Origin of the sequence: Aquabacterium sp. A3 (genome assembly GCF_038069945.1) — a bacterium.
Classification (GTDB): domain Bacteria; phylum Pseudomonadota; class Gammaproteobacteria; order Burkholderiales; family Burkholderiaceae_C; genus Aquabacterium.
Map to the genome: position 1 here is coordinate 322030 of NZ_JBBPEV010000001.1, position 22651 is coordinate 344680.

Below are 22651 nucleotides of genomic sequence, written 5' to 3' on the forward strand. Positions count from 1 at the left end.
TTTTGTATGACCCAACGCTTTGAGCCGACCGCCCTGGTCGTGCCCTTCGAGCAATTGCGCATGGACGACGTTGAAGCCGTCGGGGGCAAGAATGCCTCGCTCGGCGAAATGATCTCCCAGCTGCCCGAGGGCGTCCGCGTGCCCACCGGCTTTGCCACCACTGCTCACGCGTTCCGCGAATTTTTGAAACACGATGGCCTGACGGAGCGCATCAGCCAGCGCCTGGCCACCTTGGACACCGACGACGTTCGCGCCCTGGCCGCCGCCGGCGCCGAAATCCGTGGCTGGGTCGAGGCACAACCTTTCCCGGCCGATCTGGAACAAGCCATCCGCACCGCCTACGCCAAGTTGGCCGGCGACAACCCCGATGCGTCATTCGCCGTGCGTTCGTCAGCCACGGCCGAAGACTTGCCCGACGCCTCGTTCGCCGGCCAGCAAGAAACCTTCCTGAACGTGGTGGGCATTGACGACATCCTGCACAAGATGAAGGAAGTGTTCGCCTCGCTGTACAACGACCGCGCCATCTCCTACCGCGTGCACAAGGGCTTCGCGCACGACGTGGTGGCCTTGTCGGCCGGCGTGCAACGCATGGTGCGCTCGGACATCGGTGCTGCGGGCGTCATGTTCACCATCGACACAGAGTCCGGTTTTTCGGACGTGGTCTTCATCACCTCCAGCTATGGCCTGGGTGAAACCGTGGTGCAAGGCGCCGTCAACCCCGACGAGTTCTACGTCCACAAGCCCGCGCTCAAGGCCGGCAAGCAGGCGGTCATCCGCCGCAACCTGGGCTCCAAGCTCATCAAGATGGAGTTCTCCACGCCCGATGAGAAGGCCGCCACCGGCAAGCTGGTCAAAACCGTGGACACCACGGTGGAAGCCCGCAACCGCTACAGCCTCAGCAATGACGATGTGATGGAGCTGGCCCGCTATGCCCTGATCATTGAAGAGCATTATGGCCGCCCCATGGACATCGAATGGGGCAAGGACGGCACCGACGGAAAGTTGTACATCCTGCAGGCTCGCCCCGAGACCGTGAAGAGTCAGCAACAAGGCAAGGCCGAGCAGCGCTACAAGCTCAAGAGCTCGGGCACCGTGCTGGCCGAAGGCCGCGCCATCGGCCAGAAGATCGGCACCGGCCCCGTGCGCATCGTGCACAACATCGCCGAGATGGACAAGGTGCAGCCCGGTGACGTACTGGTCACTGACATGACCGACCCCAACTGGGAGCCGGTGATGAAGCGCGCCAGCGCCATCGTCACCAACCGTGGTGGCCGCACCTGCCACGCCGCCATCATCGCCCGTGAACTGGGCATCCCGGCCGTGGTGGGCTGCGGCAACGCCACCGACCGCCTGCTCGATGGCACCCTGGTGACCGTGGCCTGTTCTGAAGGTGACACGGGCTACATCTACGAAGGCCTGCTGGAAACCGAAATCACCGAGGTGACCCGCGGTGAAATGCCCCACATCGGCCTGAAGATCATGATGAACGTGGGCAACCCGCAACTGGCCTTCGACTTCTGCCAGATGCCCAACAGTGGCGTGGGTCTGGCGCGGCTGGAGTTCATCATCAACAACAACATCGGCGTGCACCCCAAGGCCATCCTCGACTACCCCAACGTCGACAATGACCTCAAAAAAGCCGTCGAATCGGTGGCGCGTGGTCACGCATCACCCCGCGCCTTCTATGTGGACAAACTGGCCGAAGGCGTGGCCACCATCGCGGCCGCGTTCTACCCCAAGCCGGTCATCGTGCGCCTGTCAGACTTCAAGTCCAACGAGTACAAGAAGCTGATCGGCGGCTCACGCTACGAGCCCGAAGAAGAAAACCCCATGCTGGGCTTCCGTGGCGCCTCGCGCTACATCTCGGAAGAGTTTGGCGAGGCCTTTGCCATGGAATGCGAAGCGCTCAAGCGTGTGCGCAACGACATGGGCCTGAACAACGTCGAGATCATGGTGCCCTTCGTGCGCACCTTGAAGCAGGGCGAGCGTGTCACCCAGATGCTGGCCGATCACGGCCTGGTGCGTGCAGCCAAGGGCGGCACCGATGGACTGCGCGTGATCATGATGTGCGAAGTGCCGAGCAACGCCATCCTGGCCGAGCAGTTCCTGGAGTTCTTCGACGGCATGTCCATCGGCTCGAACGACCTGACCCAGCTCACCCTGGGCCTGGACCGCGACTCGGGGCTGGAGTTGCTGGCCCATGATTTCGACGAACGGGATCCCGCCGTGAAGGCCATGATCTCACGCGCCATCGCCGCTTGCCGGGCCACCGGCAAATACATTGGCATTTGCGGTCAAGGCCCGTCTGATCACCCCGACTTTGCAGACTGGCTGGCCGCAGAGGGCATTGTGTCGATCTCGCTGAACCCAGACACCGTGGTCGACACCTGGCAACGCCTGGCCGCCCGATGAGTTCTGGCACTGCCCAGTGAAAGGCCGCCCAACGGGCGGCTTTTTGTTGCTATACTAGCGGGCTTTCCCAAATGTTGGGCGGCAGGCTTTTTTCGCCTGCTGCCACAACCCTTGCCGTCTGCGGGTTTGACGCTTCGCGACGGCTTCCATCCCACCGTCTTCGGTGGGGAATCCACAAGGAGTCACCATGCGTCACTATGAAATCATCGTGCTGATCCACCCGGATCAAAGCGAACAGGTTCCGGCCATGCTGGAGCGCTACAAGACCCTGATCACCAGCAATGGTGGCCAGGTTCACCGTGTTGAAGACTGGGGTCGTCGCCAACTGGCCTACCAGATCAACAAGCTGGCCAAGGCCCATTACCTGTGCCTGAACATCGAAATCAGCAAGGAAACCCTGGCTGAACTCGAAACCGGCTTCAAGTTCAACGATGCCGTGCTGCGTCACCTGACCGTGCTGAAGGACAAGGCTGAAACCGCCCCGTCCGTCATGATGAAGCAAGTCGAGCGTGAAGAGGCCCGCAAGGCCCAGCAGGAGCAAGCCACCGCCTGATTGGCGTTGACGCCGGCTGTTCATGAACCGCGTTGAGTTGTCCGCGCAGATCATCGAACGCAAGGCGCTGCGATACACCCCCGCCGGACTGCCCGCCCTGGATCTGGTGCTTGCGCACGAATCCGAGGTGACCGAAGCCCAGCAAAGCCGTCAGGTCAAGCTGGAACTCAGGGCTGTGGCACTTGGCCCCATGGCCGAGCTGCTCAACCGGATGGACGCTGGCAAGCCTTTCAGGCTCACCGGCTTTCTGGGTGCCCCTCGCAACGGCCGCGGCGTGTTGCTTCACATCACCGACATCCACGACATCGTTTAACCATATTCTGAGAGGTCCATCATGGCTGCTCCCCGCTCCAAGAACGGCAAGTTCTCCAAAGACCGCAAGGGCAAGCGCAATTCGCAATCCCTGCTGTTCCGCCGCAAGCGCTTCTGCCGCTTCACCGTCGCTGGCGTCGAACAAATCGACTACAAGGACGTCGACACCCTGCGCGACTTCATCGCTGAAAACGGCAAGATCATCCCCGCACGCCTGACCGGCACCCGCGCGATCTACCAGCGTCAGCTGACCACCGCCATCAAGCGCGCCCGTTTCCTGGCTCTGCTGCCTTACAGCGACCAGCACAAGGTCTAAGGAGTTCTCGTCATGCAAATCATCCTGCTGGAAAAAGTCGCCAACCTGGGCAACCTGGGTGATGTGGTCAAGGTCAAGGACGGCTATGCCCGTAACTTCCTGATCCCCACCGGCCAGGCCCGTCGTGCCACCGACGCTGCCGTCAAGGAATTCGAAGCCCGTCGCGCCGAGCTGGAAAAGGTGCAGGCTGAAAAGCTGGCCGCTGCCCAAGCTCTGGGCGAAAAGCTCAATGGCAAGACCGTCTCGCTGACCCAAAAGGCTGGCGTGGATGGCCGCCTGTTTGGCTCGGTCACCAACCACGACGTGGCTGACGCCCTCAAGGCCGCTGGCTTCGACGTGGCCAAGCAGCAAGTGCGCATGCCCAATGGTCCCCTGAAGACCACGGGTGAGCACGCTGTGACCGTGTCGCTGCACACCGACGTGACCGTTGACGTGACCGTGGCCGTGGTCGGCGAAACCGCCTGATCCCCCTGGGTCCCCCTCGGCATCCCTCGGGGTGCCTCACAAAGCCGGCCTTGAGCCGGCTTTGTCATTTCTGGCCCTTCCTGGTGCCTGCGCGCTTATCCACACAGTTCCCCAGGAAACCCCAGGGATGTCCACAGCCTTGCCCACAGGCGTGTGCGGACTTCCCGCCTATGATCACACCCCATGGCTGCCGTATTTCCAACCTCATTTCCTGCCTCGGGCTCACCCAACTCCACCTCAGACGAAGTGGCCAAGCTGCGGGTGCCACCACACTCCATCGAGGCTGAACAGAGCGTGCTGGGAGGCCTGCTGCTGGACAACAGCGCCTGGGACCGCGCCTCGGACATCCTTCACGACAGCGACTTCTATCGCCTTGAGCATCAGCTGATCTTCGTGGCCGTTCAGAAACTGGTGAACGCCTCCAAACCAGCCGATGTGATCACGGTGTACGAACAGCTCCAGATGATGGGCAAAGGCGACGATGTGGGTGGGCTAGCCTACCTCAACGCGCTGGCCCAGTCGGTGCCCAGCGCGGCCAACATCCGCCGTTACGCCGAGATCGTCCGCGAGCGCGCGGTGCTGCGCAAACTGGTCTCGGCCTCCGACGAGATCGCCACCAATGCCTTCAATCCGCAAGGCCGCACGGTGTCGGACATCCTGGACGAGGCCGAAGCCAAGATCATGAAGATCGGCGAGGAAGGCAGCCGCAACAAGCAGGGCTTCCACGCCATGGATGGCCTGGTGGTTGACCTGCTCGACCGCGTTCAGGAGCTGGCCGACAACGGTGCCGAAGACGTCACCGGGGTACGCACCGGCTTCATCGACCTCGACAAGATGACGGCCGGCCTGCAAAAAGGCGACCTCATCATCCTGGCGGCCCGTCCCTCGATGGGTAAAACAGCCTTCGCGCTGAACATCGGTGAGAACGTCGCCGTCAACGAGGGGCTGCCCGTGGCGGTGTTCTCGATGGAAATGGGCGCCTCGCAACTGGCACTGCGGATGGTGGGCTCCATCGGCCGCATCAACCAGCAGAACCTGCGCACCGGCCGCCTCAGCGACGACGAGTGGAGCCGCCTGAGCGAAACCGTTGAGAAGCTGCGCACGGCCAACGTCTTCATCGACGAAACGCCGGGGCTCTCCCCCAACGAGCTGCGTGCCCGTGCACGACGCCTGGCGCGTCAGTTCGGCGGCACACTGGGCCTGATCATCATCGACTACCTGCAGCTGATGAGCGGCTCTGGAGGCAACGAAGAAAACCGCGCCACCGTGATCGGTGAAATCTCGCGGGGCTTGAAGGCCCTCGCCAAAGAACTGCAATGCCCGGTGATCGCGCTGTCGCAGCTCAACCGTTCGGTTGAAACCCGCCCGGACAAGCGCCCCATGATGTCCGACTTGCGCGAATCCGGTGCCATCGAACAGGATGCCGACGTCATCATGTTCATCTACCGCGACGAGTACTACAACAAGGAATCGAAGATTCCCGGCACGGCCGAGATCATCATCGGCAAACAGCGTAACGGCCCGGTGGGCAGCATGCACCTGGCCTTCCTGAAGGCCAACACACGGTTCGAGAACCTGGCACCGGGCACCTACGTCGGCGAAGGTGATCAGTACTGATCACAGCCCGTGACGGGCCAGCCAGGCTCGCAACTGTGGTGCAGGCAAGGCGCCCGACACCCGGTCCAGTTCCCGCCCGCCTTTGAACAACGCCAGCGTCGGGATGCTGCGAATCTGATGGCGTGCGCCGGCGTCCGGGTGGGCCTCGGTGTCCAGCTTGGCGAAGCGAACGAGGCCTGCGTAGGTGGCTGCGGCTTGTTGAAATGTGGGCGCAAACGCACGACACGGTCCGCACCAGGGAGCCCAGAAGTCCACCAGCACCGGCAAGCCGTCGCGGGTCAAGAGCCGCTGCAAACCAGCGCCATCCACAGACACCGGCTCAGACGGCAGGATGGCACCACCGCAGCGGCCGCAACTGGGGCCATCGTGCAATCTTGCCGTCGGAACGCGGTTGATGGCCTGACAGTGCGGGCAGACCAGTTCCAATGATTCGCTCATGAGACCCTCCTGATACCCCAGGTGGTTTCTGGTGGTCAGATTTCAAGAGTACAAAGCAAAGCCCGCTGGGTGTGAACACCGAGCGGGCTTTGTGTCGGCGGCCAGCGCGTCAGCTGGCCATCACCGAGCGTTCAGTCATCGCTGCCGCCAAATGCGGTGAATAAGTGCAGCAAAGACGAGAAGATGTTGTAAACATCAAGGTACACCGCCAAGGTGGCCGTGATGTAGTTGGTCTCGCCACCATCGATGATGCGCTTGAGATCGTAGAGCAAATAAGCCGAAAACACGACCGCCACCAGCGCAGAAATGGTCAGAGACAGCGCGGGGATCTGCAGGAAGATGTTGGCCACGATGGCGGCCAGGATGACCAGCATGCCCACGAACAGCATCTTGCCCATGCCCGACAGATCACGTTTGATGCTGCCGGCCAGGGTGGCCATGGCCGCAAAAATGACAGCGGTGGTGCCAAACGCCAGGGTGATGATCTGGGTGCCGTTGGACAGGCTGGTGACGTAGCCCAGCATGCGAGACAGCATCAGCCCCATGAAAAAGGTGAAGCCCAATAGCAGCGCCACGCCAATGCCGGAGTTCTTGAACTTCTCGATGGCAAAAAAGAAGCCGAACGCCACGCCCATGAACACCATCAGGCCAATCAGTGGCTTGCCGGCAAAGAACGTGAAGCCCATGGCCATGCCCAGCCACGCCCCCAGCACGGTGGGCACCATCGACAAGGCCAACAGGGCGTAAGTGTTGCGCAGCACACGTTGTCGTGCCTGTGCGCCCAAGGCATTGCCATAAACCGCTTCAACGGTTCGCATGGATTGGTTCATGTGTCCTCCATTGTTTCAATCAGTGAGGTGATTTTAGGGGAATTCGGTCAGAAGGGCACGGCCATGAGGCCCATCAGGTTTTTATGGCCTGCCGTGTGCCCCTTGCCGCATGCTCTCATACAGGCAAATCGCGGCGGCGGCGGCCACATTGAGCGACTCCTCGCCCCCTGGCTGAGGAATGCGTACCTGCCATTCGCAACGCGCCAGCACCTCGGGTGCCACGCCCTGCCCCTCGTGCCCAAACACCCACGCACACGGAGTCGGCAGGGTCAAAGAAGTCAGCGTGTGGGGGGTTTGCAAGCTGGTGGCCACGCAGGCAAGCTGCAAGGCCACCAAATCGTCCGGCAAGGCCTGCTCGACCAGGTGCAAGCCAAAATGCGCGCCCATGCCCGCACGCAGCACCTTGGCCGACCACAGGGCGGCCGTGCCCTTGAGCGCCAACACCTGGCGCACGCCCATGGCCGCCGCTGTGCGCAGGATGCTGCCCACATTGCCGGCATCCTGAACGCGGTCCAGCACCACCGTCGGCACCCCCGGGCGCACCCCCGAGCTGGCACCACTGTGATCTGAGTGTATCGACACCAAGGACGTCAGAAAGCCAATCCGCGCCGGGGTGTCCAGTCCGCTGAAATGTCGCCACAGCGCATCAGGAACCACCACCACCTCGTCAGCCCTGCACGCCAGTTGGGTCAGGTGAATCGCATGAGGGTCAGCGGTCTGAGCGCGCCCATGTTCGCCCAACCAGACACTTTCAGCGATCACCGCCCGCCCAAGGCAACGACCTCTCTCACGCGCCGCAAGGCCCAGATGGTCGCCCTCCAGCCACACCTGCCCCAGCTTGCGGTAGGCGGTGGCGTCCTGGCTCAGTTTACGGATGAGCTGGATCAGGGCGTTATCGCGCGAGCTGATCGACAGCACGCGGCGAGGTGCAGAGGACGTCTGACCGGTCATGCGCCTCCCCTGGTCAGCGACGGGGCTGGCACCAGCCCGAGCGCCACCTTGACCGGTCCGAAACTGCGCCGATGCTCAGGCGTTGCGCCGTGTTGGGTCAATGCGGCCAGATGCTCGGCAGTGGGGTAGCCCTTGTGGCTGTCAAAACCGTGGTGAGGGTAGCGAATGTGCAGCGCATCACACAAGCGATCACGGTGCACCTTGGCCAGGATCGAGGCTGCGGAAATGGCCTGCACTTTCGAGTCGCCCTTGACGATGGCCTCTGCAGGGATGGTCAGCGGGGGGACACGGTTGCCGTCCACCTGGACCAGGGCGGGCTTGAGACGCAAGCCCTCCACGGCACGGCGCATGGCCAGCATGGTGGCGTGCAAGATGTTGAGCCGGTCAATTTCTTCTACGCTGGCTTCGGCGATGCAGCAGCACAAGGCCTTGGCCCGGATCTCATCAAACAAGCGTTCTCGCGCCTTGGCGCTGAGCTTTTTGGAGTCTGCCAGCCCTGCGATGGGTTGCTGGTCGTCCAGGATCACCGCAGCAGCCACCACGGGGCCGGCCAATGGCCCACGACCGGCTTCATCCACACCAGCCAGCAGGCCCACGGTGGGCACCGGCATCAGCAGGTCCAGTTGCACGGGTGCGCCCGCCAGCATGGGAGAGGCCTGATCAACGCGGCGCTTCGAGAACTTGGGCGATGGCATCGCAAGCGGTGCGGGCCGTGTCCCGCCTCAAGGTGTGATGAAGTTCAAGAAAACACTGCGAGACCCGCTCACAGCGCGCGGGGTCATCCAGCCAGGCCAAGGTATCGGCCGCCAGTTGCGCAGGGTTGGCATCATCCTGCAATCGCTCGGGCACCACAAAGTCTCGCAACAGGATGTTGGGCAACCCCACCCACGGCAGGTAGCCCATGCGTTTCATGAGCTGCCAGCTCAGGCCCGCGAGCTTGTAGGCAATCACCATCGGGCGCTTGAACAGTGCGGCCTCCAGCGTGGCCGTACCGCTGGCAATCAAGGTCACATCGCAGGCAGCCAGCGCCTCGTGGGACTGACCGTCCAGCAAGGTGATGGGCGCTTGGGGTGCATGCAGACGCACCAGCGGCTCCACCATGTGACGCAAGCCCGGCACCACAGGCAGCACAAAGCGCACATCCGGACGCTGGCGGGCCATCAGGGCCACGGCCTGCAAAAAGGCCGGCGCGATGAACCGAATCTCGCCACCTCGGCTGCCAGGCAACACCGCCACCAGCGGGGTGCCTTCAGCCATCCCCAGGGCCTGACGGGATTGCGCGCGTGGCACCTCCAGCGGGATGGTGTCGGCCAAGGGATGGCCCACGAACGTGGCGGCAATGCCATGGTCGTGATAGATCTGCGGCTCAAACGGGAACAGGCAGAGCATGTGATCCACCGAGCGGTGAATCTTGTGGATGCGCCCGCCCCGCCAAGCCCAGATCGAGGGACTGACGAAGTGCACCGTCTTGATGCCTTGCGCCTTCAGGCGGGCTTCCAGCCCCAGGTTGAAGTCTGGCGCGTCCACGCCAATGAACACGTCTGGCCGATGCGCCAGAAGGCGATCGCCCAGCTGTCTGCGAATGCCCCAGATTTCACGGAATCGCCGCAGCACCTCGAGGTTGAAGCCATGCACGGCCAGCTTCTGATAGGGCCACGCCGCGTCGAAGCCATGCTCCGCCATCCGGGGGCCACCGATGCCGGCCGAGGTCAACCCTGGCCAGCGCGACCGCAAACCGCCAAGCAGCAACCCGGCCAGCAGGTCACCAGAGGTTTCTCCGGCCACCATGGCCACATGAGGCACCTTGTCAGGCATGCCGCTCTTTCAGCAAAATCATCGTGGCTGCGGGTGCCATCGGTCAACGCACGATACCGCGCTGGGCTTGAGCCAGAAAATCCAGCATCATGTCGACGTCAGGCGCAGCCTCGGGCACCTGGCCTTTGAGGGCCTCGATCTCTTTGCTTGCGGCATCCAGCGTCAGGCCCTTGCGGTACAACAGCTTGTACATCTGCTTGAGCACGGTCAGCCGCTGCGAGGTGTAACCCTTGCGGCGCGGCCCCTCCTGGTGAACATTCTGGGCTTGCGCGGGATTGCCGGCAGCCATCACGAACGGTGGCAGGTCTTGTGACAAGCGCGTCTGAAAGCCGCACATGGCGAAATCACCAATGCGCACGAACTGGTGCACCCCGCTCATGCCGCCGATCAGGGTGTGATGGCCCACCAACACATGCCCGGCAAACTGCACGCCATTGGCGATCACGTTATCGTCTCCAATGACGCAATCGTGGGCCACATGCACATAGGCCATGATCCAGTTGTCATTGCCGATCTGCGTCAACCCCTTGTCTTGAACCGTGCCCGTGTTGAAGGTGGTGAACTCGCGGATGGTGTTGCCATTACCAATGATCAACTGCGTGGGCTCGCCCTTGTATTTCTTGTCCTGCGGGTCGGCACCCAGCGACGCGAATTGATAGATGCGATTGTGGGCACCGATCGTGGTGTGGCCTTCGATCGTGCAGTGGGCGCCAACGGTGGTGCCTTCGCCGATGCGCACATGGGGGCCGATGGTGGTGAACGGCCCCACGCTGACCGAATCATGCAGCTCGGCATGGGGGTCCACAAGTGCCGTGGGGTGGATCTGGGCCATGGGCTCAGCTCACCTTGCGCACGGTGCACATCAACTGGGCAGACACCGCCAGCTCTTCGCCCACGAGCGCCTGGGCATTGAACTTGTAAATGCCCGCCTTGTTCCGGTCCATCTGGACGTCCAGGAACAGCTGATCGCCAGGCTCCACAGGGCGCTTGAACCGTGCACCATCGATGCCCACAAAGTAGTACACCGAGTTTTCATCCACACCCTTACCCATGGACTCGAACGCCAGCAGAGCGGCGGCCTGGGCCAGGGCCTCCAGCATCAACACACCCGGCATCACCGGGCGGTTGGGGAAGTGCCCCTGGAAAAACGGCTCGTTGATGGTGACGTTCTTGAGCGCCCGAATGCGCACGTCAGGCACGACTTCCAGCACCCGATCGACCAGCAGGAAAGGATAGCGGTGCGGCAACTTGGCCAGAATCTTGTGGATGTCCATTACTTCTTCACTTCTTTCTCAAGGGCCCGGATGCGGTCGCGCAGCGCATGAAGCTGGCGCAAGGTGGCCGCATTCTTTTCCCATGAGGCATTGTCGTCAAAGGGGAAGGCCCCGCTGTACAAACCCGGCTTGAGCACCGAGCGCGAAATCAAGGTACCGGATGAGACATGAACATGATCGGCCAGCGTCAAATGCCCCAGGATCATGCCGGCACCGCCCACGGTGCAATGTTTGCCGATGCGTGCACTGCCGGCCACTCCCACACAGCCTGCCATGGCCGAATGTTCGCCAATGTGAACGTTGTGCGCAATCTGCACAAGGTTGTCGAGCTTCACGCCGTCTTCGATCACGGTGTCGTCCAGCGCGCCACGGTCCACGCAGGTGTTGGCACCCAATTCCACGTCGTTGCCAATGCGCACGGCACCCAACTGCTCAATCTTGACCCAGGTACCCTGGTGCGGCGCAAAGCCAAAGCCATCCGCCCCCACAACCACCCCGCTGTGGAAAATGCAGCGGCTGCCCACCACGCAATCAAAACCGATGGTGACATGGGCCGCCAGGCGTGTGCCTGACCCGATGCGCGCCCTCGCCCCCACCACGCTGTGCGGCCCGATGACCACGTCGTCTTCGACGATGGCCCCAGCTTCGATGACCGCCAGGGGGCCCACCGACACCCCTGCCCCCAGCACGGCCGATGCATGCACCACCGCTGAGGGGTGGATGCCTGCAGACGGACGGGGACGACATCGCGCCGCCCACCACTGGGTCAATCGGGCGAAGTACAGATACGGATCGTCGGTGACGATGGCTGCGCCGCGTTGGGCGGCTTCTTCACGCAAGGCCTCGGCCACGATGACGCACGCAGCGCGCGTCACGGCCAGTTGAGACCGATACTTGGCGCTGGACAGAAAACTGATGGCCTCGGGGCCAGCGCTCTCCAGCGGCGCGATGGACGCGATGAGCACGGCAGGATCGCCCACCAGCTCGCCCCCCAGGGCCGCCACCAACTCGCCCAGACGGGCGGGCTCCAGGGACGGCTCAGCCACCGCTGTTTGATCGTCGCGGCTCACTTGCTTTGCGCAGCATTCATCGCGCGGATCACCTTGTCGGTGATGTCCACCTTGGCGCTGACGAACACCGCCTCCTGCAGGATCAGGTCGTACTTCTCTTGCTCGAAGATTTGCCGAACCACCACATTGGCACGATCGATCAAGGCGGCAAGCTCTTCATTCTTGCGCTGGTTCATGTATTCCTGGGTTTCGCGACGCTTGCGCTGCAGCTCTCGGCCTTGCTCCAGCAACTCACGTTGCCGCTTGAGTCGCTCAGACTCGCTGAGGGTCGGCGAGTCCTTCTCAAAACGGTCGGACACGGTCTTGAGTCGGGCCTCGGCATCGACCAGCTCCTTGTCGCGGCGCAGAAACTCGGTCTCCAGCTTGGCGTGAGCGACCTTGGCCGGCGATGCATCGCGCAACACCCTGTCGAGGTTCACATAGCCGATCTTCAGCTCCTGCGCAGGAACCACCCCGCACAGGGACAATGCGAGACCCAGGACGAGCAGAATCTTGCGGAATGCACGCATCATCAGAACACCGAGCCAATCTGGAACTGGAGTCGTTGAATTCTATCTTGGTCGAAGTAGCGGATGGGCTTGCCAAAACTCAGCTTCAGCGGCCCCACGGGTGAAATCCAGCTGATGCCAACCCCGACCGATGCGCGCATCTCATCCAGGCTCACCGACTCTTTTTCGCCCCACACGTAACCGGCATCGACATAAGAGAAGAGTCGCAAGGTGCGGTCATTGCCCGCGCCCGGGAAGGGCACATAGAACTCGGAGTTCAGGTTGATGCGCTTGGAGCCCCCCACGAATGCACCTTCGATGTCGACAGGCCCAAAGGTGCTCTGCTCGAAACCGCGAACCGAACCCAGGCCACCGCCATAGAAGTTCTTGAAGACGGGGTAAGGCTTGCCAGAAAATCCCTTGCCGTAGCCCAGCTCGGCATTGAAGCCCAGGGTGTAGCGGTTGGTCAGGGGCACGTACTGCTGGAACTGGTAGTCTGCACGCCCATAGCGGGTGTCGCCGACCAGGCCCAACTCCAGGTTCACCCGCTGATAGCGACCACGCGTCGGGGCAATGAGGCTGTCACGTCCATCACGGGCCCAACCCACGGTGAGGGGCACCGACAGGCTGCGCTCACCGAAGATCAACTTGTGTTCCTGGTAGCTCACCGGCAAGCCACTGCTGCCTTTGATCGCCGTCTGCTCGACACCCAGACCAAAAAACACGGTGTCGTATTCGGTGAACGGCACACCAAAGCGCAACGCCGCGCCCGGCGTGGTGACCTCGTAATCACCGCCTTGCGTGTTCAAGGGGCGTGAGGTGCGATAGAACACGTCCACCGAGCGCGAGATGCCATCGTCGGTGAAATACGGGTCCACGGTGCTCAGCACGATGGTGCGGTTGTACTTGCTGGTGTTCAGGTCAATGCCCAGGTAGTTGCCCGTACCGAACACGTTGTCCTGTTTGATCGAAGCCGTCAACGTGAACTTCTCGGCACTGGAGAAACCCGCTCCCAGCATCAGGTTGCCGGTGGGCTTTTCCTCCACCGTGACGGTCAAGTCCACCTGGTCGACGGTACCGGGCACCTCGGCCGTGTCCACCGACACCTGCTTGAAGTAGCCCAGGCGGTCCACACGGTCGCGCGACAGCTTGATCTTCTGACCGTCATACCATGCCGATTCGAACTGGCGGAACTCTCGGCGAATGACTTCATCGCGGGTGCGGGAGTTGCCGGCCACATTGATGCGGCGCACATAAACACGGCGTTGAGGCTGCGCCACCAGCACGGCCACCGCTTGACCCTTGTCACGGTTGAGCTCTGGGCGGAACTCGACACGCGCAAACGCGTAACCGAATTCGGCAAAGCGGTCCGAGAACGCACGCACGGTGGTGGCCACTTCATCGGCCTGGTACGGTTGCCCGGGACGGATCGTCACCAGCTGGCGAAACGACTCTTCCTTGCCCAGGTAGTCGCCTTCAAGACGAACGGCCGTGACGGTGTACAGCGGCCCTTCATTGACCTGGATGGCGATGGAAATGTCCTGCTTGTCCGGAGAGATGGCCACCTGGGCCGATTCGATCTTGAACTCCAGGTAACCACGGTTCAGGTAGTAGGCCTTGATCTTCTCCAGATCGGCGTTGAGCTTGGAGCGGGCGTACTGGTCAGACTTGGTGTACCACGTGAGCCATCCCCCGGTGGTCAGGTCCATCTGCGACAGCAAGGTGCCTTCAGAGAAGGCCTTGTTGCCCGTGATGCGGATGTTGTTGATCTTCGTGATCGCACCTTCGTTGACGGTGAAGGTCACGTTGACCCGATTGCGCTCGGCCGGGGTGATCGTGGTCACCACCTCCACGCCATACAGGCTGCGCGTCAGGTACTGGCGCTTAAGTTCCTGCTCGGCGCGGTCGGCCAGGGCGCGGTCAAACGGTTGGCCTTCGCCGATGCCCACATCTTTCAAGGCCTTGACCAGGGCGTCCTTGTCGAACTCCCGGGTGCCCACGAAGTCGACGTTCGAGATGACGGGCCGCTCTTCGACGACGACCACCACCACATTGCCATCCACCTGGATGCGCACGTCCTTGAACAGGCCCGTGGCAAACAAGGAGCGCAGACCGGCCGCACCCTTGTCATCGGTGTAGGTGTCGCCCACGCGAAACGGCAACGACGCAAACACGGTGCCGGCATCGGTGCGCTCCAGACCTTCGACCCGAATGTCTCGCAACACGAAGGGCTCGACAGCGAAGGCTGAGGCAAAGAGGGCCGAAGAAACAAGGGCCGCAATCAGTTTGGGCCGCAAGGAACCCACGAAACAGGAAGGCTTGTGCATGCGCAGACAGTTCAATGCACGCCAAACAGGCGTGCGAAGTCGTTATAAAGGGCCAGCGACATCATCAGGAGCATGATGGCCAGGCCGCCTCGCTGGAGCCTTTCCAGCCAAAGGTCGGACACCGGACGGCCCGTGACCGCTTCGAAAAGATGATACATGAGGTGTCCCCCGTCCAAGACCGGGAGCGGCAGCAGATTGAGCACCCCCAGACTGACGCTGACCAGGGCCAGAAAACCGATGTAGTGAACCCAACCCATCTCGGCCGTGCGACCGGCGTAGTCTGCAATGGTCAGCGGCCCACTGAGGTTCTTCAGCGAGGCCTCGCCAATCAGCATTTTGCCCAGCATCTGAAGACTCAGGACAGACACGTCCCAGGTCCGGGTCACCGCGCGCTCCAGCCCTTCCCACAGGCCATAACGCACCGTGATCATGGCCGGCGCAGAGCCGATCGCCGCCTCGATCCGGGGAATCATCTGCCCCTGAACATCCTTGAGCACCGGCTCCAGGGTGAACTGCATGAGGCGGCCACCACGCTCGATGTCCAACATGATGGGTTGTGGCTGCCCATCGGCCAGACTGGCGCGAATGACCCCGCGCAACTCTCCCGCGTCGCGCGGCGTTTGCCCATTGATGCGGATCACACGATCTCCCGCCTGCAATCCGGCCCGCTGCGCAGGCCCGCCCGACACCACCTCATCGATGAGCGGCTCGCCATAGGGGCCGGTCAGCCCCACACGGTCCAGCAAACCGGCGTCCACATCCGAAGCCGACAAGCGGCTCAAGGGCAGCCTGAGCGACACCGGTGAATGCGGCTCCTGGTCCACGCGGTCGCGACGCCCCACCTCCAGTTCCAGGTCGTGACCAGCCAGCGCAGCCTCGGTGATCAGCCATTGAAGATCAGACATGGAGCGCACCGGCGTCCAGTCCTCGGCGTCTTCCGCCTGCTGAAGCGTGCGTGCCGCCAAGACCTGCTGCCCGGCCTGCAGGCCCGCCTCATCGGCCATGGAGCCAGGCTGCGGCTGCGCCATCCAGGGGCTCAACTCCGGAACACCCACCCAGTTGACGGCGGCATACAGCACCACGGCCAACAACAGATTCGCTGCGGGTCCGGCCGCCACGATGAAGGCACGCTGGCGAACTGGCTTGCGGTTGAAGGCACGGTGCTGCTCAGACGGCGCGACCGGCCCTTCCCGTTCGTCGAGCATCTTGACGTAGCCACCCAAAGGCAGCGCCGAGATGACGAACTCCGTCTCACCGCGCATGCGGCTCCAGATGACCTGACCAAAGCCCACCGAGAAGCGATGCACTTTCACATCACAGGCGACAGCAGCCCGGTAATGGCCATATTCGTGGATCACCACCAAAACGCCGATCGTCACCAGAAATGCCAGCACGGTCATCAACATCAATCACTCCTTGCTCAGGCCAGGTGGCACGAAGGCACTCATCACGTCAGGCCTGCAACCACATCGGCTGCCGCCCTGCGGGCTCTGGCGTCAAGCGCCAACAACGCCTCCAGCGAGTGTGCCACGTCGGCCTCGGGCACGCAGTTGGCCAGGGTGTCTGCGTTCACAGCATGGATCTGATCAAAGCGGATGCGCCGGGACAAGAACGCCTCCACGGCGACTTCGTTGGCAGCATTGAGCACGCAGGTACTGCCAGCCACACCCTCCAAGGCCTCCCAGGCCAGCGCCAGGCCTGGATACCGTTGAGAACACGGCGCCTCGAAGGTGAGGCTGCCGGTTTTCGTCAGGTCCAGCAAATCAGCCCCGGATTCCATGCGCTCAGGCCAGGACAGACCATAGGCGATCGGCACGCGCATGTCGGGTGTGCCCAGTTGGGCCAGCACGGAACGGTCGCGACACACCACCATCGAGTGCACGATGCTTTGGGGGTGTAGCACGACGCGGATCTGCCGAGGCGCCAGATTGAACAACCAGCGCGCTTCGATCACCTCCAGCGCCTTGTTCATCATCGTGGCCGAGTCCACAGAAATCTTACGGCCCATCACCCAGTTGGGGTGAGCGCATGCCTCTTCGGGCGTGATGCTCGAGAACGTGGCCGGATCTCGCTGCCGGAAAGGACCACCCGACGCCGTGAGCACGATGTGGTCAATCCGCTGGGCCCAATCCTCAGGCCGCTCGGGCAGGCACTGAAAAATGGCCGAGTGTTCGCTGTCGATGGGCAGCAAGGTGGCGCCCCCTTCTGCCACCGCCGCCATGAACAGAGCGCCGCCCACCACCAGGGCCTCCTTGTTGGCGAGCAACAAACGCTTCCCGGCTTTGGCCGCGGCCAGGCAAGGCGGCAGACCCGCCGCCCCGACGATGGCACCCATGACCACATCCACATCAGGATGGGATGCCACTTGCACCAGGGCCTCCTCGCCGCACAAGACATCGGTCTGGATGCCGCAGGCCTGCAAAGCGCTGCGCAATGATGCAGCCCCGGTGGCACACGACATCACCGCAAAACGCGGCCGCCATTGCACGCACAGCTGATGCAGACTTTCCCAGCGAGTGCCGGCGGTCAAGGCAAACACCTCGAACCGTCCAGGATGACGGGACAGCACATCCAGGGTATTGCCACCGATGGAACCGGTGGCCCCCAGCACACACACTCGTTGAACACTGGTCATGGCATTGATCATCCGTGGCAGAGGGTCATGGCCGCCATCGCCAGCGGCAGCACGGGCAACAGCGCATCCACGCGGTCCAGCACACCGCCATGGCCTGGCAACAACTGGCTGCTGTCCTTGACCCCAGCCTGACGCTTGACCAGGGATTCAACCAGGTCGCCAGCCACGCTCATGGCGATCAGAACGATCAGCGCCAACACAGCACCCACTGGCCCCAGACCGGACCAGAGCCGACTGTACAGACTGGGGGAGTCTGCGAATCCGTGTCGGTCCACCAAGACCCACAGGGCGGCCACCAACAACACGGTCACGCCGCCCGCCCACACCCCTTCCCAGCTCTTGCCGGGGCTGATGGTGGGCGCCAGCTTGCGTCGGCCATAAGCGCGACCACCGAAATAGGCACCGATGTCGGCTGCCCACACGAGGCAGAACACGGACAGCAGGAAATTGAGGCCTTGGGCTCGCCCATCCACCAGCGCCAGCCAGGCCAGCACGAGAAACACCAGGCCCAGCACACGGCGCAGATCCTGGGGCACCGACATCCAATGGGCCGAGCCCCAGCGCAACATCAGGGCGGTGAAGGGAATCCACAGTGCCGCGCCCAGCCACCAGACCCACCCGGGCACCAGAAAGCCAACCGGCGCCTCACCCCAGGCATGGATGTGCGCTGACACACTGGCCATCGTCTGGCCAACATGGGCTTGCCAAACCGGCAAGCCCAGGCGATGGGCCATGAACACACCAGCGCCAACGACGGCACCTGCCAACACCCAGGCTCGCCAGCCAGGCGCCTGATTCAGGCGAGACCACTCCCACCCAGCGGCCCCCACAAACAGCAGCGTCAACAGGGCAAAAGGCCACGCCGCCTGGGCGGCCAGCGCCGGAAGCAACACGGCCACCAGAACCAGTGCGGTCAAGATACGTTGCTTGAGCATCAGCGCGGGCCCTCCGAGGCCTGGGCCTCGTTGCCCATCCCCAACGCGCCATGCCCCTGGCCAGATTCGCCGACGTCGCCAAAGCGACGCTCTCGCTGGGCGTAGTCATGCAAGGCCTTGTCCAGCGCCCTGGCATCAAAATCAGGCCACAGGCAATCGGTGAAATGAAACTCAGCGTACGCGCTCTGCCAGAGCAGGAAGTTGGACAGGCGCACCTCTCCACCAGTGCGAATGAACAAGTCAGGATCGGGCATGTCGGCCGTGGCCATGAAGCGTGACAACGTGGCCTCATCGAGTTGCTCTGGCGCCAGGCCTTGCTGCAGCGCACGACGGCAGGCCTGCAAGATGTCCCAGCGCCCGCCGTAATTGAACGCCACCGTGAGGGTCAGGCGGTCGTTGCCCGCCGTGGAGGCCTGTGCCTCCTCCAGCGCTTGACGAATGCGCTCGTTGACCGACTGCAGGTCGCCAATCACCCGGATGCGAACACCGTCTGATTTGAGCCGAGCAATGTGCTTGGACAAGGCCACCAACAACAAACTCATCAGCCCCGAGACCTCTTCTTCCGGGCGCTTCCAGTTCTCAGATGAAAACGCAAACACCGTGAGGTAGCGGATGCCCCGATCTGCGGCGGCCTGCACCACATTGACCAGCGCATCCACCCCGGCCTTGTGCCCGACGCCGCGCGGCATGAAACGCTTGCGGGCCCAACGCCCGTTGCCATCCATGACGATGGCCACGTGTCGGGGCACGACGGAGTGACGAGAGGAATCAGTGCTCATGACCGAAAGAATGCCTGGAAAACGAAACGAGGCGGTCAAGCCGCCTCGCAGGGTGCGCACATGGCACGCGATTATGACAAAGCCGGCCGATCAGACCGCCATGACCTCAGCCTCTTTGGCCTGCACCAGCTTGTCGATCTCTGCAATGGTGCGGTCGGTGAGCTTTTGCACCTCGTCTTGCGAGCGACGCTCTTCGTCTTCCGTGATCTGCTTGTCCTTCAGCAGTTTTTTGGCCTGTTCGTTGGCGTCACGTCGCAGGTTGCGGATGGCGACCTTGGCATCCTCGCCCTCGCTTCGCACCACCTTGGTGAGCTCCTTGCGGCGCTCTTCGGTCAACGGGGGCATGGGCACGCGGATGAGGTCACCCTGCGTGGCCGGATTGAGCCCCAGGTCAGACTCGCGAATGGCCTTCTCGATCTTCGCCCCCATGCCTTTTTCCCAAGGCTGAACGCTGATCGTGCGGGCGTCCATCAGCGTGACGTTGGCCACCTGGCTGATGGGCACCATCGAGCCGTAGTAGTCCACCTGCACCTGATCCAGGATGCCGGGATGGGCGCGACCCGTTCGAATCTTGCTGAGTTCGTTTTTGAACGCGTCGATCGACTTGAGCATCTTCTGCTCGGTGTTCTTTTTGATGTCTGCAATGCTCATTTCATAACTCCGTGCGGGGGGATGAAAACCTCATCCCTTCAACGTCTTCGCGCATGAACGCGCCGACAGTGGGCTCAGACGTGCACCAGCGTGCCCTCATCCTCACCCAGCACGACACGCTTGAGCGCACCCTGCTTGAAGATCGAGAATACCTTGAGCGGCAGGTTCTGATCGCGACACAGCGCAAAGGCGGTGGCATCCAGCACCTGCAGGTTCTTGATCAACGCCTCATCGAAGGTGATGGTGGCATAACGCGTGGCACCAGCATCCTTCTTGGGGTCGGCCGTGTAAACGCCATCAACCTTGGTGGCCTTCAGCATGATCTCCGCCCCGATTTCGGCGCCACGAAGCGCTGCAGCCGTGTCGGTGGTGAAGAAGGGGTTGCCCGTGCCTGCGGCAAACACGACCACCTTGCCCTCTTCCAGATACTGGAGCGCCTTGGGACGCACATAAGGCTCGACCACCTGGTCGATGCTGATGGCCGACATCACCCGCGCGGTCATGCCTTCCTGGCGCATGGTATCGGCCAAGGCCAGCGAGTTCATGACCGTGGCCAACATGCCCATGTAATCGGCCGTTGCACGGTCCATGCCCACCGATCCACCCGCCACACCACGGAAGATGTTGCCGCCGCCAATGACCACCGCCACCTGAACACCCAGCGCCGTCACTTCCTGAACCTCTCGCACGATGCGAACGATGGTGGCCCGGTTGATGCCATAAGCATCGTCGCCCATCAGGGCCTCGCCAGAGAGTTTCAGAAGAATGCGCTTGTAAGCAGCCATGACCGTGTGTCCTTTGGGTGTCGTTGTTGTATTGATCTTGTTTTGCATCCGCAGTTGCAGTGCGCGCATGAAAACCACATGCCGCATAGCACAAGGGGGCCGAAGCCCCCTTTGTTCAGCGCCGGATCACTGACCCTTGGCGGCTGCCACTGTGGCGGCCACTTCGGCGGCGAAGTCATCCTGCTTCTTCTCGATGCCCTCGCCCACCACGAACATGGTGAACGACTTGACTTCGGTGCTGGCCGACTTCAGGTACTGCTCGACGGTCTGCTTGCCATCGGCGGCCTTCACGAACACCTGGTTGAACAGCGACACTTCCTTCAGGTACTTCTGCACGGCGCCTTCGATCATCTTGGCAGCGATGTCGGCAGGCTTGCCAGACTCGGCGGCCTTGGCGGTGGCCACATTACGCTCGGTTTCGATCAGCGCGGCAGGCACGTCGGCCGACGACAGCGACACGGGCTTCATGGCGGCGATGTGCATGGCCACGTCCTTGGCGGCAACGGCATCACCATTGAACTCGACGATCACACCAATGCGCACACCGTGCAGGTAAGCGGCCAGGTTGCCGCCACCAGCGTAGCGCTTGAAACGACGGATGGACATGTTCTCGCCGATCTTGCCGATCAGGCCCTTGCGCACGTCCTCCACGGTGGGGCCAAAGCCGTCTTGCGACAGCGGCAACGAACCGATGGCATCCACATCGGCAGGGTTGTTCTTGGCCACCAGGTCAGCCACGGACTTGGCAAAAGCCAGGAAGGACTCGTTCTTGGACACGAAGTCGGTTTCGCAGTTGATTTCAACCAACGCACCGACGGCGCCGTCCACAGCGGCCGACACCACGCCTTCGGCGGTCACGCGCGAAGCGGCCTTGGAAGCCTTGCTGCCCAGCTTGACGCGCAGGATTTCTTCAGCCTTGGCCATGTCGCCACCGGCTTCGGTCAAGGCCTTCTTGCACTCCATCATCGGGGCATCGGTCTTGGCGCGCAGTTCGGACACCATGCTGGCGGTGATTGCAGACATTTCTATTCTCCGTTGAGAGGGGCGCCACCAGGCGCGCCCGAATGTTCAAATTCTGTTGAAAAAAAGGGGCTGATGCTCAGCCCCCTTCTTGATGGGTCACAGCGACTCAGGCGGCCTCGTCAACCTCGACGAATTCGTCGCCTTCAGAAGCGGCAGCCACCACTTCGTTGATGGCATTGGCCTTGCCTTCGAGGATCGCGTCAGCGACGGCCTTGGCATACAGAGCCACAGCCTTGGACGAGTCATCGTTGCCAGGGATCACGTAGTCGATGCCTTCGGGCGAGTGGTTGGTGTCGACCACGCCGATCACGGGAATGCCCAGCTTCTTGGCTTCGGCGATGGCAATCTTGTGGTAACCCACGTCGATCACGAACAGCGCGTCAGGCAGCGCACCCATGTCCTGGATGCCGCCGATGTCTTTTTCCAGCTTGTTCAGATCGCGTTGGAACAGCAGACCTTCTTTTTTCTTCAGACCGTCCAGGCCGGCTTCGACCTGAACCTGCATGTCCTTCAGCTTCTTCAGCGAGCCCTTGACCGTCTTGAAGTTGGTCAGCATGCCGCCCAGCCAACGCTGGTTCACGAAAGGCACGCCAGCGCGGCCAGCTTCTTCAGCGATGATGTCGCGAGCTTGACGCTTGGTGCCAACCATCATCACGGTGCCGCGGCGGGCCGACAGTTGCTTGATGAACTTGAGAGCTTCTTCCAGCTTGGGCTGGGTCTTCTCAAGGTTGATGATGTGGATCTTGTTGCGATGGCCGAAGATGAAGGGGGCCATCTTGGGGTTCCAGAAGCGGGTTTGGTGGCCGAAATGGACACCAGCTTCCAGCATTTCGCGCATGGACACAGACATGTGTAGCTCCAGAGGTTAGGTCTGAGAACCTGTCGTGATCACCTGCCCTTGCGTACAAGCAGGCGACACCTTGGATGACGGGTTCTGGGTTTAGAAAAATTGTTGCACTCAGGCAAACCCTGAGA

Annotated in this window: 24 protein-coding genes; 6 read left to right on the plus strand and 18 right to left on the minus strand. The window is 62.3% G+C overall.

Features of this window, described 5'->3' with window-relative positions:
• The first annotated feature begins 6 nt into the window (after positions 1 to 6).
• The 6 genes from ppsA to dnaB all read left to right on the plus strand — a co-directional run bounded on the left by ppsA (position 7) and on the right by dnaB (position 5675).
• Positions 7 to 2412: a phosphoenolpyruvate synthase gene (ppsA, locus tag WNB94_RS01385; protein WP_341387886.1), complete on the plus strand. Its 2406-nt coding sequence runs from the start codon at positions 7 to 9 to the stop codon at positions 2410 to 2412.
• A 187-nt stretch (positions 2413 to 2599) separates the two neighbouring features.
• Positions 2600 to 2965: a 30S ribosomal protein S6 gene (gene rpsF, locus WNB94_RS01390; RefSeq protein WP_341387887.1), complete on the plus strand. Its 366-nt coding sequence runs from the start codon at positions 2600 to 2602 to the stop codon at positions 2963 to 2965.
• Positions 2966 to 2987: 22 nt separating this feature from the next.
• Entirely contained in the window at positions 2988 to 3278 is a 291-nt protein-coding gene (gene priB / locus WNB94_RS01395) for a primosomal replication protein N (RefSeq protein WP_341387888.1), read from the plus strand.
• A 21-nt stretch (positions 3279 to 3299) separates the two neighbouring features.
• Positions 3300 to 3593, plus strand: a complete 294-nt coding sequence (gene rpsR / locus WNB94_RS01400; RefSeq protein WP_161650976.1) for a 30S ribosomal protein S18 — start codon at positions 3300 to 3302, stop codon at positions 3591 to 3593.
• 12 nt (positions 3594 to 3605) lie between these two features.
• The gene (gene rplI, locus WNB94_RS01405) at positions 3606 to 4058 is read left to right on the plus strand and encodes a 50S ribosomal protein L9 (RefSeq protein WP_341387892.1); all 453 of its coding nucleotides are present in this window, start codon (positions 3606 to 3608) and stop codon (positions 4056 to 4058) included.
• 183 nt (positions 4059 to 4241) lie between these two features.
• Positions 4242 to 5675 (plus strand): replicative DNA helicase, encoded by a 1434-nt coding sequence (gene dnaB / locus WNB94_RS01410; RefSeq protein WP_341387894.1) that lies wholly within the window; start codon positions 4242 to 4244, stop codon positions 5673 to 5675.
• Here the strand turns inward: dnaB and trxC are convergent, their stop codons facing one another.
• From trxC to rpsB, 18 genes are all read right to left on the minus strand, one after another.
• Positions 5676 to 6113 (minus strand): thioredoxin TrxC, encoded by a 438-nt coding sequence (gene trxC / locus WNB94_RS01415; RefSeq protein WP_341387895.1) that lies wholly within the window; start codon positions 6111 to 6113, stop codon positions 5676 to 5678. It abuts the gene before it with no gap.
• A 131-nt stretch (positions 6114 to 6244) separates the two neighbouring features.
• Positions 6245 to 6943, minus strand: coding sequence for a Bax inhibitor-1/YccA family protein (locus WNB94_RS01420; RefSeq protein ID WP_341387897.1), 699 nt, complete (start codon positions 6941 to 6943; stop codon positions 6245 to 6247).
• An 81-nt stretch (positions 6944 to 7024) separates the two neighbouring features.
• Positions 7025 to 7894 (minus strand): TrmH family RNA methyltransferase, encoded by an 870-nt coding sequence (locus WNB94_RS01425; RefSeq protein WP_341387899.1) that lies wholly within the window; start codon positions 7892 to 7894, stop codon positions 7025 to 7027.
• Entirely contained in the window at positions 7891 to 8541 is a 651-nt protein-coding gene (gene rnhB, locus WNB94_RS01430; protein ID WP_341389904.1) for a ribonuclease HII, read from the minus strand. The genes WNB94_RS01425 and rnhB overlap by 4 nt, the downstream gene beginning before the upstream one ends.
• Before the next feature lie 13 nt (positions 8542 to 8554).
• Positions 8555 to 9709, minus strand: a complete 1155-nt coding sequence (gene lpxB, locus WNB94_RS01435; protein WP_341387901.1) for a lipid-A-disaccharide synthase — start codon at positions 9707 to 9709, stop codon at positions 8555 to 8557.
• 43 nt (positions 9710 to 9752) lie between these two features.
• Positions 9753 to 10541 (minus strand): acyl-ACP--UDP-N-acetylglucosamine O-acyltransferase, encoded by a 789-nt coding sequence (lpxA, locus tag WNB94_RS01440; protein ID WP_341387902.1) that lies wholly within the window; start codon positions 10539 to 10541, stop codon positions 9753 to 9755.
• A gap of 4 nt (positions 10542 to 10545) precedes the next feature.
• Positions 10546 to 10983: a 3-hydroxyacyl-ACP dehydratase FabZ gene (fabZ, locus tag WNB94_RS01445; protein ID WP_341387904.1), complete on the minus strand. Its 438-nt coding sequence runs from the start codon at positions 10981 to 10983 to the stop codon at positions 10546 to 10548.
• Complete coding sequence (gene lpxD / locus WNB94_RS01450; RefSeq protein WP_341387905.1) at positions 10983 to 12029, minus strand: UDP-3-O-(3-hydroxymyristoyl)glucosamine N-acyltransferase; 1047 nt, start codon at positions 12027 to 12029, stop codon at positions 10983 to 10985. Before lpxD ends, fabZ begins: the two co-directional genes overlap by 1 nt.
• 20 nt (positions 12030 to 12049) lie before the next feature.
• Positions 12050 to 12562 (minus strand): OmpH/Skp family outer membrane protein, encoded by a 513-nt coding sequence (locus tag WNB94_RS01455; RefSeq protein ID WP_341389905.1) that lies wholly within the window; start codon positions 12560 to 12562, stop codon positions 12050 to 12052.
• 2 nt (positions 12563 to 12564) lie between these two features.
• Complete coding sequence (bamA, locus tag WNB94_RS01460; RefSeq protein WP_341387907.1) at positions 12565 to 14868, minus strand: outer membrane protein assembly factor BamA; 2304 nt, start codon at positions 14866 to 14868, stop codon at positions 12565 to 12567.
• Positions 14869 to 14879: 11 nt separating this feature from the next.
• Positions 14880 to 16274: an RIP metalloprotease RseP gene (rseP, locus tag WNB94_RS01465; RefSeq protein ID WP_341387908.1), complete on the minus strand. Its 1395-nt coding sequence runs from the start codon at positions 16272 to 16274 to the stop codon at positions 14880 to 14882.
• 41 nt (positions 16275 to 16315) lie between these two features.
• A complete protein-coding gene (locus WNB94_RS01470) occupies positions 16316 to 17503 on the minus strand; it encodes a 1-deoxy-D-xylulose-5-phosphate reductoisomerase (protein WP_341387909.1) in 1188 nt (395 codons plus the stop codon).
• A gap of 8 nt (positions 17504 to 17511) precedes the next feature.
• Positions 17512 to 18438, minus strand: coding sequence for a phosphatidate cytidylyltransferase (locus WNB94_RS01475; RefSeq protein WP_341387910.1), 927 nt, complete (start codon positions 18436 to 18438; stop codon positions 17512 to 17514).
• Entirely contained in the window at positions 18438 to 19217 is a 780-nt protein-coding gene (gene uppS / locus WNB94_RS01480; protein WP_341387912.1) for a polyprenyl diphosphate synthase, read from the minus strand. The genes WNB94_RS01475 and uppS overlap by 1 nt, the downstream gene beginning before the upstream one ends.
• A gap of 90 nt (positions 19218 to 19307) precedes the next feature.
• Positions 19308 to 19868: a ribosome recycling factor gene (gene frr, locus WNB94_RS01485; RefSeq protein WP_341387914.1), complete on the minus strand. Its 561-nt coding sequence runs from the start codon at positions 19866 to 19868 to the stop codon at positions 19308 to 19310.
• Between the two features lie 74 nt (positions 19869 to 19942).
• The gene (pyrH, locus tag WNB94_RS01490) at positions 19943 to 20653 is read right to left on the minus strand and encodes a UMP kinase (RefSeq protein WP_341387915.1); all 711 of its coding nucleotides are present in this window, start codon (positions 20651 to 20653) and stop codon (positions 19943 to 19945) included.
• 126 nt (positions 20654 to 20779) lie between these two features.
• The gene (tsf, locus tag WNB94_RS01495) at positions 20780 to 21676 is read right to left on the minus strand and encodes a translation elongation factor Ts (protein ID WP_341387917.1); all 897 of its coding nucleotides are present in this window, start codon (positions 21674 to 21676) and stop codon (positions 20780 to 20782) included.
• A 106-nt stretch (positions 21677 to 21782) separates the two neighbouring features.
• Positions 21783 to 22526: a 30S ribosomal protein S2 gene (gene rpsB / locus WNB94_RS01500; RefSeq protein WP_341387918.1), complete on the minus strand. Its 744-nt coding sequence runs from the start codon at positions 22524 to 22526 to the stop codon at positions 21783 to 21785.
• Positions 22527 to 22651: the final 125 nt, after the last annotated feature.

Coding starts and splice junctions, on each gene's coding strand:
- ppsA (WP_341387886.1), top strand. CDS start 7: ATGACCCAACGCTTTGAGCCGACCGCCCTGGTCGTGCCCTTCGAGCAA.
- rpsF (WP_341387887.1), top strand. CDS start 2,600: ATGCGTCACTATGAAATCATCGTGCTGATCCACCCGGATCAAAGCGAA.
- priB (WP_341387888.1), top strand. CDS start 2,988: ATGAACCGCGTTGAGTTGTCCGCGCAGATCATCGAACGCAAGGCGCTG.
- rpsR (WP_161650976.1), top strand. CDS start 3,300: ATGGCTGCTCCCCGCTCCAAGAACGGCAAGTTCTCCAAAGACCGCAAG.
- rplI (WP_341387892.1), top strand. CDS start 3,606: ATGCAAATCATCCTGCTGGAAAAAGTCGCCAACCTGGGCAACCTGGGT.
- dnaB (WP_341387894.1), top strand. CDS start 4,242: ATGGCTGCCGTATTTCCAACCTCATTTCCTGCCTCGGGCTCACCCAAC.
- trxC (WP_341387895.1), bottom strand. CDS start 6,113: ATGAGCGAATCATTGGAACTGGTCTGCCCGCACTGTCAGGCCATCAAC.
- WNB94_RS01420 (WP_341387897.1), bottom strand. CDS start 6,943: ATGAACCAATCCATGCGAACCGTTGAAGCGGTTTATGGCAATGCCTTG.
- WNB94_RS01425 (WP_341387899.1), bottom strand. CDS start 7,894: ATGACCGGTCAGACGTCCTCTGCACCTCGCCGCGTGCTGTCGATCAGC.
- rnhB (WP_341389904.1), bottom strand. CDS start 8,541: ATGCTGGCGGGCGCACCCGTGCAACTGGACCTGCTGATGCCGGTGCCC.
- lpxB (WP_341387901.1), bottom strand. CDS start 9,709: ATGCCTGACAAGGTGCCTCATGTGGCCATGGTGGCCGGAGAAACCTCT.
- lpxA (WP_341387902.1), bottom strand. CDS start 10,541: ATGGCCCAGATCCACCCCACGGCACTTGTGGACCCCCATGCCGAGCTG.
- fabZ (WP_341387904.1), bottom strand. CDS start 10,983: ATGGACATCCACAAGATTCTGGCCAAGTTGCCGCACCGCTATCCTTTC.
- WNB94_RS01455 (WP_341389905.1), bottom strand. CDS start 12,562: ATGCGTGCATTCCGCAAGATTCTGCTCGTCCTGGGTCTCGCATTGTCC.
- bamA (WP_341387907.1), bottom strand. CDS start 14,868: ATGCACAAGCCTTCCTGTTTCGTGGGTTCCTTGCGGCCCAAACTGATT.
- rseP (WP_341387908.1), bottom strand. CDS start 16,274: ATGTTGATGACCGTGCTGGCATTTCTGGTGACGATCGGCGTTTTGGTG.
- WNB94_RS01470 (WP_341387909.1), bottom strand. CDS start 17,503: ATGACCAGTGTTCAACGAGTGTGTGTGCTGGGGGCCACCGGTTCCATC.
- WNB94_RS01475 (WP_341387910.1), bottom strand. CDS start 18,438: ATGCTCAAGCAACGTATCTTGACCGCACTGGTTCTGGTGGCCGTGTTG.
- uppS (WP_341387912.1), bottom strand. CDS start 19,217: ATGAGCACTGATTCCTCTCGTCACTCCGTCGTGCCCCGACACGTGGCC.
- frr (WP_341387914.1), bottom strand. CDS start 19,868: ATGAGCATTGCAGACATCAAAAAGAACACCGAGCAGAAGATGCTCAAG.
- pyrH (WP_341387915.1), bottom strand. CDS start 20,653: ATGGCTGCTTACAAGCGCATTCTTCTGAAACTCTCTGGCGAGGCCCTG.
- tsf (WP_341387917.1), bottom strand. CDS start 21,676: ATGTCTGCAATCACCGCCAGCATGGTGTCCGAACTGCGCGCCAAGACC.
- rpsB (WP_341387918.1), bottom strand. CDS start 22,526: ATGTCTGTGTCCATGCGCGAAATGCTGGAAGCTGGTGTCCATTTCGGC.